Annotated in this window: 11 protein-coding genes and 2 pseudogenes; 9 read left to right on the plus strand and 4 right to left on the minus strand. The window is 67.4% G+C overall.

Annotation, left to right across the window (positions count from 1 at the left end; translation table 11 throughout):
* Positions 1-135: 135 nt before the first annotated feature.
* Both FNV62_RS06295 and FNV62_RS55420 read left to right on the plus strand, forming a co-directional pair.
* A complete protein-coding gene (locus tag FNV62_RS06295; protein WP_143607141.1) occupies positions 136-1,026 on the plus strand; it encodes a LysR family transcriptional regulator in 891 nt (296 codons plus the stop codon).
* 9 nt (positions 1,027-1,035) lie between these two features.
* On the plus strand, positions 1,036-1,272 hold the full coding sequence (locus tag FNV62_RS55420) for a DUF6207 family protein (RefSeq protein ID WP_143611051.1): 237 nt from the start codon (positions 1,036-1,038) through the stop codon (positions 1,270-1,272).
* Between the two features lie 223 nt (positions 1,273-1,495).
* Here the strand turns inward: FNV62_RS55420 and FNV62_RS06300 are convergent, their stop codons facing one another.
* Entirely contained in the window at positions 1,496-2,383 is an 888-nt protein-coding gene (locus tag FNV62_RS06300; protein WP_143607143.1) for a hypothetical protein, read from the minus strand.
* A 13-nt stretch (positions 2,384-2,396) separates the two neighbouring features.
* Between FNV62_RS06300 and FNV62_RS06305 the strand changes: the two genes are divergently transcribed.
* Positions 2,397-3,458, plus strand: coding sequence for a helix-turn-helix domain-containing protein (locus tag FNV62_RS06305; protein WP_143614237.1), 1,062 nt, complete (start codon positions 2,397-2,399; stop codon positions 3,456-3,458).
* Positions 3,459-3,843: 385 nt separating this feature from the next.
* Positions 3,844-3,945, plus strand: a pseudogene (locus FNV62_RS55425) (IS5/IS1182 family transposase); the annotation flags it as partial.
* A 231-nt stretch (positions 3,946-4,176) separates the two neighbouring features.
* Here the strand turns inward: FNV62_RS55425 and FNV62_RS06315 are convergent.
* Entirely contained in the window at positions 4,177-4,626 is a 450-nt protein-coding gene (locus FNV62_RS06315; protein ID WP_164331601.1) for a hypothetical protein, read from the minus strand.
* 364 nt (positions 4,627-4,990) lie between these two features.
* Here FNV62_RS06315 and FNV62_RS06320 point away from each other — a divergent pair, with 364 nt between their 5' ends.
* Together FNV62_RS06320 and FNV62_RS55430 are read left to right on the plus strand one after the other, a co-directional pair.
* Positions 4,991-6,256 carry an IS701 family transposase gene (locus FNV62_RS06320; protein WP_143612542.1) on the plus strand — a complete coding sequence of 422 codons (1,266 nt, stop codon included), beginning with the start codon at positions 4,991-4,993 and terminating at the stop codon, positions 6,254-6,256.
* Between the two features lie 366 nt (positions 6,257-6,622).
* Entirely contained in the window at positions 6,623-7,645 is a 1,023-nt protein-coding gene (locus FNV62_RS55430; RefSeq protein ID WP_225900170.1) for a hypothetical protein, read from the plus strand.
* A 412-nt stretch (positions 7,646-8,057) separates the two neighbouring features.
* On the opposite strand, the gene FNV62_RS06335 is transcribed toward FNV62_RS55430, so the two are convergent.
* Positions 8,058-9,413 carry a S1 family peptidase gene (locus FNV62_RS06335; protein WP_225900171.1) on the minus strand — a complete coding sequence of 452 codons (1,356 nt, stop codon included), beginning with the start codon at positions 9,411-9,413 and terminating at the stop codon, positions 8,058-8,060.
* Positions 9,414-10,580: 1,167 nt separating this feature from the next.
* Between FNV62_RS06335 and FNV62_RS06340 the strand changes: the two genes are divergently transcribed.
* The 3 genes from FNV62_RS06340 (at position 10,581) to FNV62_RS57005 (ending at position 12,391) form a co-directional block, all read left to right on the plus strand.
* The gene (locus FNV62_RS06340) at positions 10,581-10,919 is read left to right on the plus strand and encodes a hypothetical protein (protein WP_144314798.1); all 339 of its coding nucleotides are present in this window, start codon (positions 10,581-10,583) and stop codon (positions 10,917-10,919) included.
* Between the two features lie 501 nt (positions 10,920-11,420).
* Positions 11,421-12,173, plus strand: coding sequence for a hypothetical protein (locus FNV62_RS06345; RefSeq protein ID WP_144314799.1), 753 nt, complete (start codon positions 11,421-11,423; stop codon positions 12,171-12,173).
* Positions 12,174-12,262: 89 nt separating this feature from the next.
* On the plus strand, positions 12,263-12,391 hold the full coding sequence (locus FNV62_RS57005) for a hypothetical protein (RefSeq protein WP_263986835.1): 129 nt from the start codon (positions 12,263-12,265) through the stop codon (positions 12,389-12,391).
* A 150-nt stretch (positions 12,392-12,541) separates the two neighbouring features.
* Here the strand turns inward: FNV62_RS57005 and FNV62_RS06350 are convergent.
* Positions 12,542-12,839 (minus strand): annotated as a pseudogene (locus FNV62_RS06350) (transposase); the annotation flags it as partial.
* Positions 12,840-12,942: the final 103 nt, after the last annotated feature.

Below are 12,942 nucleotides of genomic sequence, written 5' to 3' on the forward strand. Positions count from 1 at the left end.
TGGGTCGGCACCCGGAACGCGCCGTCGCGCGGTCCGGGTTGCCGCCCTGGATCCGATGAAGATCTTCGCGGTGGCCAATCTCCAAGTCAATCCTAGGGTTTTCTTGCGTAGGTCTAAGCAATAACTTCTATCCTCATGACCCTCGATGATCTGCGCGTGTTCGTTGCCGTGTGTCGCGTCGGCAGCCTGAGTGCTGTCGCCCGGGAGCTGTCTTGCACCCAGTCCGCGGTGAGCCAGCATGTGAAGCGGCTGGAGCGCGAGATCGGTGCCAGCCTGGTGGAGCGGCATCCGCGTGGCGTGGTGCCCACCCAGGCCGGCCGGCTCCTGCAGGCAGCCGCCGCCGACGGCATCGCGGGCCTCGACCTGGCGCTGCGGCGTCTCGCGGATCTTGTGCGCGGCGACGGCGGGTCGGTACGCATCACCACGGGTGCCACCACCGTGCGGCACTTCATGTCCGAGGCCGTCGTCGACTTCCGGCGCCGATACCCCCAGGTCAGCCTGGAGTTTCAGACAGAGAACTCCAGCCGCAGCTGCTTCGACGCACTGGCCGCCCACGACCTGGACCTGGCCTGGATCACCATCGGCGCGCCCGTGCGCGGCATCGAGCAGCGCCCCGTAATCGGTCTGCCCTGGGTACTGGCCGTCCATGCCGACGACTCACTCGCAACCCGGAGCCGGATTGAGTTGGAGGACCTCGCGGACATCCGGCATATCCGGCTCCCCGAGAACTCCACCTCACGGGCCCGGCTCGACGCAATCTTCACGGAGTCGGGCATCCACATCACCTCGGACACCAGCGTCGCCGACTGGGACACAGCGATACTCCTGGCCGAACTCGGCCTCGGCCACGCCGTAGTACCCGCCCTCCCCGGCTGGCGCGGCCCCGGTCACCCCTCCCTGCGCTTCATCCCCATCCCGGCCATTCCCGCCCTGTCAGCGGGCTGGGCAGTACGGAAATGGGACGCCCTGTCTCCCCTCGCCCGCGCCTTCGCTGACACAGTGACCCAGAACTGCGCCCGCACCTAGCCCTGCCCTCTGCGCCGAGCCCGGCAAGATCAGGGAGACAGCCCAAAATTCAGAGAAGTCGCGGGCTTCGACGATGGCACCCTCCTCGCCTTCCAGGCCGCGATCGCCCGGACCCGGGGGACCTCGACCGCCGAGCGCACCACCCGGGATGCCGGCCAGCCCGGCGTGCGGCTGCGGATGTACACCGATCTGCGGCAGGTCCTCGAGGAGGCCTCTTCGCCGGAGCCGACGCCGTCGGCCACCTAGACCCCGACGGCGGACCCGCCACCGATCACCCCGGTTGCCACTACGGGAACGCGCGCAGCGCGCCGCCGCCTCATCGGACGGCGAGCGCGGCGCCGAGTGCAGCGACCGCGAGGGCGGTCCGGTCGGGCGGCGGGGTGGGCGAGGACGGCATGCGAAGGCCTCCGGCAATGAGTCGGTGCGCCCGCCGGTCGGCGAGCAGCACCGAACTTGGAGGAGCGGGTAGTTAGCCTCGCAACCCCTCCCGCCCGCTTTCCGCGTGAGGCCGGTCACACGGTGCGCGGCCGCCCGGGGGCGCGGCCCGGCCCTGCTGCCGCATCAGCACGGTGGGGTTGTCCTGCCAGGACACCAGGCCGTCGAGGTAGCGGGAGAGGGCCTTGGAGCCGGGCCGGTAGCGGTTGGTCGTCTCGATGATGTGCCGCGGGACGCCGAGCCTTTGCTGGTGGCGGACCTGACCGCGCCGCATGCTGTGCCCGGAGTAACGGCGCAACGACTGCCGCAGCAGCCGCTGTTGGCGGCGCCGCTCGGCGGCCAGGGCCTCCCGCTCGGCCGCGTCATCGAGCGCGGCGAGGTCCTCCGCCTCGGCGGCCGTCGACAGCAGCCGCCGTTCCGCGGCGGTGAGTTCGCGGGTCAGCCCGGCGGCCGCCGCGGTGTCGCGGATCAGGTTGCGGATCGTGCGGTCCCCGATGCCGCCCGCCCGGGCCGGGTCCCTGGGCGGCCGCCCGGCGGTGGTCAGCTTGTCGTTCTTCACCCGCCGCAGCAGCGGCCCACGCTCGACGCCCGCGGCCGCCAGCACTTGACGCCACTGCCGCCAGGCGGCCAGCGGACACGTCTTGTCGTCCTGCGCCACGATCCGCACCACGTCCGTGGTGCGGCCGTGCGGGTTGGTCTTGGACCGGTGCAGCGTGATGACCAGCGCGGGCAGTTCGAGCAGCTCGCCCGTTTCCGGGCCGACGAGCTCGGCGACGTCCTCGGCGACTTCCCGGATGTTCAGCCCGGCCGGTTCGGAGGCCCGCCCGGCCATGTACCAGGCCAGGGTGAGCGCGCACACGTCGCGCCGGACGGCGGGCAGCGGTTCTGTTGCTGCATCCTGGTTCTTGTCGAAGAGATCCAATAGGGGGCGCTGGATGTGGTCAGTGGTGTCAACGGGTGCGGTACCGGCGAGGGAACGGTTCGACTGGTACTCCGACATCGTCTCGCGTGAGGTGATGCCCGCCGCGCTCAGCAGTGAGCGGCCCGCCGAATTCCAGGGCGAGGCCGCAGTGCTGGACCTGGGGGACATCCGTGCGTCGAGATTCTCCTTGTCGCCCCTGCGCTCTCGGCGCACGGCCGCGATGATCCGGCGTGGCGACCCGGAGCAGTACCAGCTGGCCCTGTTGCGCAAGGGAGCCACGTCGCTGTCGCAGCACCGGAACGAGTGCACCATCGGAGCCGGTGACCTCATGCTCTGGGACACCTCGCGCCCCTCCTACAACCAGATGCCCGCCGCGGGCGGCCAGGTGCAGGCAACGATCCTGCTGCTGCCCCGGAACATCATGCCGCTCCGCACCCAGCGCCTCGACCAGGTGCTGGCCCGCCGCATCCCGGGCGACCGGGGCATGGCCGCGATCCTGGCGGCCTTCATGACCTCACTCGAAGACCACGGCGCCGAATGCACTCCGGAAGAGCTACGTCGTCTCGGCACGGTCGCCGTCGACCTCGCGACGGCCTGCCTGGCCCAGCACCTGGACACCGAGGACCAGCTTCCTGCCGAAGTCCGGACGCAGGCGCTGGTGCAGCGGATCCACACCTTCATCGAGCACAACCTCGGCGACCCGGAGCTGAATCCTTCGGCAGTCGCCGCCCACCACCACATATCGGTGCGCACTCTCCATCAGCTCTTTCACGACCAGGGCGAGAGCGTCCGCGCCCGGATACGCCGACGCCGCCTCGAGCAGTGCCGCAGCGACCTCGCCGACCCCGGTCTCCGGGCCCGCCATGTGAGCGCCATAGCCGCCCGCTGGGGCTTTAGCGGATCAGTGGTCTTCAGCCGTTCCTTCCGCGAGGCGTACGGACTCAGCCCTACCGAGTTCCGGGCGCTGTGCGTCCCGGAGGTGCTTGAGGTCGTGGAGGCTTGGGGATGGCGGGGGCGGCCTGTCCAGCGGCGGCCAGTTCCCGTGCGCGGGCGGCGAGTTGAGGGAAGTAGCTGAGCTGGTCCAGGCGGCCGACGGGGCGGACGGTCTCGCCGTCGCTGCGGTGGCCGTCGGCCCAGGTGATCTGGACGGCGACGCGTTCGCTGTCGTCGATGACACTCACGCGGACCTTGTCGATCAGGTGTCGCATCAGCTGTTTGCGGTCCGTTGTCCGTCGTGGTGGGCGCCTGCCGCACGGCCGGGAGGTCGGTGCTACCGATCGGCCAGCGCGGTTTCCCAGGCCCACTCCAACTCGCGCACGACCAAGCGGTTTTCCGGTTCAGCCAGCTGATATTGGCAGCGGGCCCGGTCAGCGGCACAGTCGGACCGCTCCAGACGCTGGCGCCAGATCCGGTCCACTTCGTGGCGCCGCTGCTGGGCGTGCTCGGCCGCGGCCGGCAGCAACCGCCTGAAGCGCCACCGCGCCGTCGCCACCCGGTATGACAAACTCGCCGTCCGCTCCGAAGCGACAGTACTGATCGCAGCTCTCAACGAATGGCTGTGACCAGGACTCTCACAACAGGCCCTGGCCCGAAGCCAGCGACTGCCGCGCGCGAGCGGGCCGCCCTGGGGAATGCCGACCCAGGCGCTCGCGGAGGCGATGGCGCCCACCAGGCTCCAGCATGTGACGGGGAGTCATCCAGGTTCACTCGCTCCCCCGGCCTTGAACATTCTGACGATCAGCGCATCCGTCCGCGGGCTTACGACTGCCCGCGGACGGATGTTCCCGATGACGTCAGCAGCCGTTGTTGATGGCCTTGGTGCCGACGTAGAGGACGCCGTTCGAGTTCATGTCGACGGTCGAGCCCCCACCCCCTTGGGTGTTCGAGGCCCAGACCACGCCGCCGCTGCTGTTGTAGACCACGAAGTTGCCATCCGTCTGGTAGACCGCCCAGTTGTTGTCCCCGGAGCCCCAGCTGTTCGTCGCCCAGCAGGCATAGCGGCTGCCGTCGTCGAACCGGAGGTACTCGACCAGGTTGCCGTCGCTCTGCATGACGAGCTGGATCTGCCAGCCTTGGGGGGAGTACCGATAGATCATCTGCCCGACGTGCAGGGCCTCACCCCGGTACAGAAAGCTCTGGCCCGCGGCCGCCGATGCGGTTCCGGCGGTGCCGATGAGGGCGGATGCGGCCAGACCGACCGCCGCGGCGGCCGTCGCAAGCCTGCGGATCATGCTCATACTCACGGTGCTCCATTCAAAACGTTCCAGGGCTGTGGTATTGGGTGCGGGCATCCGGCAGACCGGCTCGTCACACGAGTGAAGGCCTGTCGCTGCCAAGCACCCCCGTAGAAGATGCCAACGGCCCGCGCGACGGAGTTGACATGCCGTGCAAGATCACTTGATATTGCGTGCACTCGTCCGTGCCCTCGCCGGTCAGCTGCAGGCCTCGCGCCATCAGCGCATGCGGCTCCCCTCCGGGCCGTCCAGGCCGACGACGTCGAAGAGCCCGCGATGTCGCCGGCGCCGAGCCGCGGACGCCCTAGTAGGGCTTGGTCAGGTCGGTTGTGGTGGTGCGTGTCCTGTCGGCCCGGTGTGGCGTTGAGAGTGTGTGACTCCGGACGAGATTGCTGTGGTGCGTGGTGAGTTGGAGGCGTTCGCGGCGGAGGTGTTCGAGCCGTTCGCGCGCAAGGATCAGCGCCGGTGGGGGCAGGTTTATCTGCGGGGGCTGCTGACCGACGGGCAGCGTAAGTCGGTCGAGCCGATGGCCGCCCGGCTCGGGGAGGACGGCAATCGTCAGGCGCTTGCCAACTTCATCACCACCAGCCCCTGGGACCCGGCACATATCCGGGCCCAGCTCGCCTGGCGGATGGAGAAGGTGATCGGGCCGGAAGCCCTGGTCTTCGACGACACCGGGTTCCTCAAGGACGGGACTGCCTCGGCATGCGTGTCGCGGCAGTACACCGGCACCGCGGGCAAGGTCACCAACTGCCAGGTCGGCGTCTCGCTCCACCTCGCGTCCGAGACCGCCTCGGCGGCGGTCAACTGGCGGCTGTTCCTGCCCCGGACCTGGGATCCCGCCTCACCGAAGGCCGATGCGGACAAGATCGCCCGCCGCACCGCCTGCGGCATCCCGGACGATGTCGGGCATGTGGAGAAGTGGCAGCTGGCCCTGGACATGCTCGACGAGACCCGCTCGTGGGGGATCGAGGTGCCGCTGGCCGTCGCGGACGCCGGATACGGCGACGCTGCCGCGTTCCGCCACGGACTGCAGGCCCGCGGCCTGAATTACGTGGTGGGGATCTCCACCACGCTGTCGGCTCAGCCCGCCGGCGCGGTGCCGGTGGCCGAGCCGTACTCCGGGACCGGACGCCCGCCGGTGGCCAAGTATCCCGACAAGCCACGGTCGGTGAAGGAGTTGGTCATCGCGGCGGGGCGGAAGGCAGCTCGGCCGGTGCAGTGGCGTGAAGGCTCCCGGCCTGGCACCGGCCGCTCCGGCCGCAAGCGGATGTACTCCCGCTTTGTGGCCTTGCGGGTCCGGCCTGCCGGACGCGAGGTTCGGCAGGCCACTGACGGCCCGGAGCTGCCGGAGTGCTGGCTGTTGGCCGAATGGCCTGCCGGTGAGCCCGAGCCGGTGCAGTTCTGGCTGTCCGACCTGCCCTCCGGCATGCCCCTGACCACGCTGGTCCGGCTCGCCAAGCTCCGCTGGCGCATCGAGCACGACTACCGGGAGATGAAGCAGGCCCTGGGCCTGGCCCATTTCGAGGGCCGGACCTGGGGCGGCTGGCACCACCACGTCACCCTTGTCTCTGTCGCACATGCCTTCTGCACTCTGCAACGACTGGCCCGGGCCCCAAAAGACACGGCGTCGGCCTGAGCCTCTACCAGGTCGTCCGCGAGCTACAGACACTGCTCGCGGTCTGGACCGGCGCCTGCCCGACCTGCCACCGCGACATACCAGCACCAATACAGACCTGACCAAGCCCTACTAGGGTCTGAACGGAAAATCTCCCCGCACCAGGGCAGGCTGCGCCCGTCGTTGGCCAGGGGTTGGACGGGGGGACCTCGCCCCTCACCACCCCAAGCACCACTCCATACGATCCGGCAGGCAAGGACCTCGCACGCCAAATGACGTCGCTGTGGTGCGGTGCCACCGGAGTGCGGCAGAAGCGGTCCGCCTCTTGATCACCGGTCGTTAAACTCCCGGGGTTCGGATGCTGTCGGTGGTCTGGAAGGCCAAGCCATGGACGATGACCGTTGGGCTGGCTGGCCGGAACGGTGGGTCGGCACGGACTGCGACGTACAGACGGCCGTGGGCGCGATCTCGCGGGTGGTCAAGGACGGGTTCAGGTACGACGAGGTCCCCTGGCAGCGGTTCCGGCACTTCTACGGCCCGGGCGAGGAGATCCCCGGACTCCTCACGACGCTCGACTCCGGAGACGCCGAAGCTGCCGACAGGGCCTTGCGGCAGCTCTGGATGAATCTTCACCACCAGGGCGGCACGATCGCGGTGGGAGCACTGGCGGTGCCGTTCCTGCTCCGGATCGCGGCGACCGGGCGCCCCGAACTCCGTGCCCGAACCCTTCGCCTGGTCGCCGAGATCGGCCGGTGTCAGCACATGGGGGACGGATCGCGGGAAGGCCTGCTCCAGGTCGCCGAGGAGCCGTTGATGATCGAGGGCAGCACGATGTGCCCGGTGGACTGGACGATTCAGGCCGCCCGTCAGGCCGTCACGGACGACCTGCACCTTCTGCTCCCCCTTCTCTCCGGCCCCGACCCCGAGGTCCGCTCCGTGACCGCCTACGTCCTGGCGGCCGCGACCGGCGAGCTCTCACACGTCTCCTCGGCTCTGCAGTTCAGGCTGGCGAAGGAAGACGATGCGGTGGTCCGGGTGAGCCTGATCCTGGCGATCGCCCAACTCGCCCGCCAACACCAGGATGAACACGCTCCCAGCTGGGCCCGGGACCTGTGGTCGGATCCCGGACGACCGCCCGAGGTCCGCATCGGCGCCGGCCTGGCCTGGCTGTGCCTGATAACCGACCCCGCCCCCGACGAGCTCCGCACCCTCCTCACCGACCCCGGCATCCGTCAATACGACGACCTGCTCCAGCCGGTGCCATGGCTCACCTGGGTCGACCCCACCGGCGTCGGGCTGCGCAGCTGCATCGCCGAAATGCTCACGGCGAACATCCCCGGAACAGCGCTTGACGATCCTTGGGGTGGAGGCTGGACCAACAAGAAGTCCTCCCTGCGCAGGCGGGGGTGAGCCGTCGGGGATCAGAAGCGTGGGAGTCGTCATGCAGTCCTCCCCGCGCAGGCGAGGGTGAGCCGCCATAGGAATTGGGTGTAGCTCTTCTGTAGGGAAGTGCTGAGCAGGGAAGTTGTCCGGTAGGGCTGCGGTGAGAGGCGGTCGTCTCCTACGGTCTCGGCAGGACCTTGGGAGCGTCGATGGGCTCGTTGATCGAAGAGCTGGAACAGCGGGAGTCGACGGCCCGTGCACGCGTTTACTTCTTTGCGTGCGTGACGCACCCACCAGCCATCATCACGTACCCGTGACCAGCACATCTACAAGATCAACTCGACTTTGAAGTCGCCCTTCCCTGTTGGAGGGGCTGGGCGACACAGGTGGCCCGCCATCGAGTGACGAACCTCGGTGACGGGCCGTGAAGCCTTGTGGATCAGCTGGTGCTGGTGTTGAGCGTCCAGCTCTTGTCGGCCAGGATCACAGAGATAGGCACGTAATACAACCCGTTAAAACACCACGGGGTCCGCTGCCAGGAGTCCGCAGTGGACTGACCATTGCAGTCCGTTGTGGTGTCGAGAGCGGTGATCGTTCCCCGAGCTGCGTCGGTGGTATAGCCACTTGCGGTGCCGCTGAACACTGGACCGCCACTGTCCCCGTTGACCGCGGCGATGCCGCCGGTGCTTGCGTACGCCAAATCGACGTCCGGCCGAAGGATGCCGTTGCTACCCACGACAGTTGTATCAACCTTCGCGATGGTGATGCCGCAGTGCACACCTCCGTTGGCGCCGGATGTGCATACCTTGTCACCTCTATAGTTGTGCTCCCATCCCGAGACGGCCTTCGAGTACCCGTTCATGTCGTCCCAGGCGCCGTCGTAGACGTGGCTGCCGGTCAAGACGCCCGGTGCGGGAGAGAGGCCAGAAACGTCGTTGGAGCTGGCCTGATCCGCAGAGCTCGTCGAGCCGACGTAATTATGTGGGCCGTTTCCGCCGTATCCCCAGGTGTGGAAGCTTCCATTACCGCAGTGATAGGCGGTCGTGATGAGTTTCCGCCCGTCCGCCGTCGTCACGCCGAACCCGGTTGAGCAGATGGTGCCGCCTGGCGTCTGAAGGCCCGCTCCTCCCCACCAAGGCGCGGAGTCCACCTGGCGGGTTGAGGCATCGATGGCCAGAGGTTTGTACCGGACGTGCGTTTCCACGCCGGTTTCACCGTCGGCGGCGGCCTTGACCTCACGGGTTTTGTCCTGCCGCGCGGTGGGCGTGAGACGATCGTGATCGTCGCGCTGGCCGACTCCCCGGTCTTCGTCGTAGCCGATGTCCAGCCCACTTCCGTCGACGGCGGGCGCGATACTGGTGATGCGACTGGGGACCGAAGTCAAGTTCGAAGCGATATTCTTGAGCTTGCGGTTCGAGATCAGCTTGTCCCGAGCCGCGTGAAGCTCTGCTTTGGAATACTTGGCGGGCAGGACCTCAGCAGTAACGCCGGACGGAAGCGACGCGAGGATCCTCTTGACATAGGCCGGTACTTCGCCTTTCCAATGCAGGCGAATGTGCATCTGCGCCGGAATGACCTCGGCATCCGTGAACCCTGGGATTTGAGCCAGGACGGCCTCGCCCTTTCCTCCCGTGATCTGGTCGGCAATCTTGTCGAGGACCCGCTGGTTGTTCAGCTGCTGGATGTCTTGGAGAGATGTCCCCGGCGGGGGACCGCCAGCAGTCTGATTGGCGGCAACCTTGGCGGCTTCCCCGGGGATTGCAGACGGAGAGGCGTCAGCGAGGCTCGTGGCCACGAGCGGGATTGCTGCCAGTAGCGAGACAGCAAGGACCCCTCGTACCCGGCGTTTGGTGGTTCTGCCACTCATGATTTCCCCCCAAGAGATGGTTCACCAAGATCGATTACACGATTCGCAATCGATCTTGGCGCACGCTATCAGGCACCCACGGGGCTCGCAGGTAAGGAAATCGTGAGCGTCGAAATGCGTGTCGGAAATGAGCAACCTTATCTATTGCGAAATAATTTGACGCGAAGCTGCGATCTAGGGCCGGTTTAGCCCGTATCGTCGCCTGTCAACGTTGGTTAGCGTTGGTTCGCCTCGCACGGCCCGGAGACGGCCCAGTCAGTCAGGTGCGAGCAGGACCGAGGCGCATCCGCCGGTGGGTGGCTTCACCCTGGTTGGCTGTCGCCGCGCTTCCGTCCATACCGCCAGCGCTGTCGCATCGGGTCCCGCGGTCCCCGGACCCGCCACGTGACACGTGGCGGCCTCTCCTCTGCCCGGGCTGCCATCAGAGCGATGGCTGAGGTCTGTTGCGCTGGTTCTGTGTCGTCTGGCACCGTGGCGGCGGACCAGCACGAGGGAGAGAACTTGAGTCTCATCGGGCACGGGGCGTGCCTGCCACGTCGCGCGAAAGCTTGGATCGTCGCGGGGTGTGTCGTCACCGCTGCTCTGCTCGACCGTGTCGGCGCCTCCCGCCCCCACCCTGGCACTCCGGGCCGCCCTTGACCGACAAGGAGCGTGCGACTAGCAAATGGACCGAACGGTACGATCGCCGAAATCTCCGCGTCGCCATCGATCCGGGCGCCTCCGGAGGCGCGGTGACATCCCGCAACTCCCGACGTCAACCAGCTCTATTCCCTGACCTGTCGAAGTAAGGGCCCGCCCATGCCACACGCCCATGCATCCGTGCGCGCGATCGGAATAAGTCTGACCGCGACGGCTGTCCTGCTCACGGCCGCCTGTGGGCAGCATAGTCGGCAGTCCGCCGGCGCCCCCGCGGGCATGGTGTCCGCCGCACCGTCCAAACTTCCGCGGACCGGCACCCCGTCTACTGGCTCGAGCCCCGTCGCCCACCCGTCCATGGGCAAATCCGGGCCGGCTAACGAGGCGGCCCTCCATCGGGCCGCGGACTCGATCGAACAACTGAGTGGCTCCTTCCCGGACACGTATACGGGGGTGGAGGTGGACACTGCCGGCGACCGCCTCATCGTCTACCGCAGACCGGACTCGCGCTTCAATGCCGCCCTCGCCGGGCTCGGACTGGGGGTGCACGTCGATCTCCAGGACGCACCACGGTCCAGGAAGGAGATGCGGGCGACGCACGACCGCCTGGTGCCGCTTGTGGGAAACACCACCGGTTACCGCATCGTCAGCGTCAGCACCGGAGGGGATGAGCTCGGATTCACCCGTGGGGTCGTGGAGGTCGGTGTTAACGGCGACCTGCAGCGGGCCAAGCGCGAGCTGGGCGCGAAATTCGGTGACCGGATTCAGGTCGACGCCGTAGAACCCCCGGCTGGGTGATGGCAGCCCTGTGCGTGCAGGGCCCTGCCGCTCGACTCGGACAGGGCATCAGGTCGGGCAGAGCGGGACGGTCGTTCTCTGTCGGCCTTGGTACGCCTGGGACAGCCCAGCGATGGCCCCCAAGTGACGGGGCGGAGTACACAAGACGACCCGCCCCTTGTGGGCCGGGTGGGCTCTTGGACTTCGGGGCGAATCCTTGCTTTCCTCAGTCTGTGGACGGTCACTGCGATCACGCCTCCGGGAGCCGTCATTGATGTCATGCGTGGATGTCAGTCTGGGTCACGTGAGAGGCAGAGGGTCCCGTGGCGGTGAGCCAGGCTACGTTCATCGCAACCCATACGGCCTGGTGAGAAGAGGAGCACCTTGTTGCCGTCCCCTCCTCTACCTCGGGTTGGACGAGCCGTTGAACCCTGTGATGCGAAGCGGGGGGTGTCGCCCCGAGGGCTGCAAGACCCATCGAATGAAGCCAGGGAGCTGGCTCGCCCACCTTGGAGCACGACCGTGAACCCGAAAAGGCACCAGCGGACCCTGCGCATCATGTTGGCCGTTGCCGTAGTGGCTGCTCTCGCCCTTGCCGTTACTGCATCGATCATGAAGGACCCCAGGCGTGGGGAGGGTCTCTTGGGTGAGGTGCTGGTGAGCGGTGACGGCCGCACCATCACCACCCTGAACAGCAGGGCCCCATGCCAGGAGGACTCGCCCGAACTGGTGGCGAGCGAATCCCGAGATTCCGTCACCCTGGTACTGAAGGAAAGCGGTGTCGATCTCCGGCCTCAGTGCAACAGGATCGACGAGCAGATCAGCACGAGGCTGCAGTCACCGCTGGGGACACGGCGGCTGGTAGACCCCGGTAACGGCTGGACCATCGCCCCCTTCGACCAGAAGCGGCTGGCAAATCCGCGATATCTCCCGCCAGGCTATGCGCCGACAACTGACGTGCAATGGATCGACCCCGTCCAGCATGCCCAGCTGGCACCCTTCATGTGGGGCCGGAACTCAGCCCCCGCCTGGACCCGTTTCTACCACCGCGCCCAGGAGAAGGCGTCTTTGAGCATCACGCAAATCGCCGGACATCTCACCGTGAGTGCCGCAGGAACTCCGGAGTCCATCCACGGGTGGGCCGGTCGGCTCACCCCGGACTCCAATAACACCGTGACATGGACGAACGGGACCTACACATTCATCGTGGGCACCACGGATCAGGACCTGCACAAAGCCGAACTCCTGAGGATCGCCAAACAACTCACCCCGTGAAACCCGAGAGCACCAACTGGAGGCGACGAACGCGGCCCCGATGATCAAAGGTGTCGAAGCCTTTGATCACGAACAGGGGTCGCGTTCGCATGTCATCCTCCCTGATCGGTGTCCTGCAACGCCACCGCAAGGACGTCGACTTGTCCTGCCGACCCGCCGAACTGCCCGACCTGACCTCGTTGTCGACGGTCCTGGACCGGCTTCCCGATCAGGGCTGATGCGTTCCCAGCTAGCGGGATGAGCCGGTTCGTCGGACCTGGCATCCGATGGGCGGTTTGCCGGAGTGGAAGCAGGAGACGCCACACCAGATGATCAAGGTTGCTGAGACCGAAGATCGACCTGAAGCCGCGTCCGCATGCCATCCTCAGGCCCATCGCGCCATCGCCGACGACCAACTCGGGATCGCGCAAACCGCGCCTGCGGCAGTCACGCAGCAGGTAGGCGCACACCCGTCAGCACCAGGACGCAGGAGTACGCCTGCTCGAGCCGCACCTTGGGGTGCACCCCGTCCGCCCGCACATACACGTAGTCGCTGTCGGCGAGGTCGCGCTGCTGGAAGGCGGCGTGGTCGTCCTGCCACTGCTTCGTCAGCCGGGTCACGGTGGCCGGCGACAGCCCGGCCGCCCAGCCGAGGAACTGATCCAGCACGGGCACGAAGTCCCCCGACATCGGCAACCGGGCCGCGCTGTGACGGGTGGCAGCGTGGTCGCTGGCTTGCAGTCATTCACAGGGTGGTGCAACAAGATGACACACTATGTTCATCGCGATG

The sequence above is a fragment of the Streptomyces sp. RLB3-17 genome (assembly GCF_007113425.2).
GTDB lineage: Bacteria > Actinomycetota > Actinomycetes > Streptomycetales > Streptomycetaceae > Streptomyces > Streptomyces mirabilis_D.

Bases quoted from the DNA above. Each gene is read 5' to 3' on its own strand.
- FNV62_RS06305 (WP_143614237.1), top strand. From the start codon at position 2,397: ATGTGGTCAGTGGTGTCAACGGGTGCGGTACCGGCGAGGGAACGGTTC.
- FNV62_RS55430 (WP_225900170.1), top strand. From the start codon at position 6,623: ATGGACGATGACCGTTGGGCTGGCTGGCCGGAACGGTGGGTCGGCACG.
- FNV62_RS06295 (WP_143607141.1), top strand. From the start codon at position 136: ATGACCCTCGATGATCTGCGCGTGTTCGTTGCCGTGTGTCGCGTCGGC.
- FNV62_RS57005 (WP_263986835.1), top strand. From the start codon at position 12,263: ATGTCATCCTCCCTGATCGGTGTCCTGCAACGCCACCGCAAGGACGTC.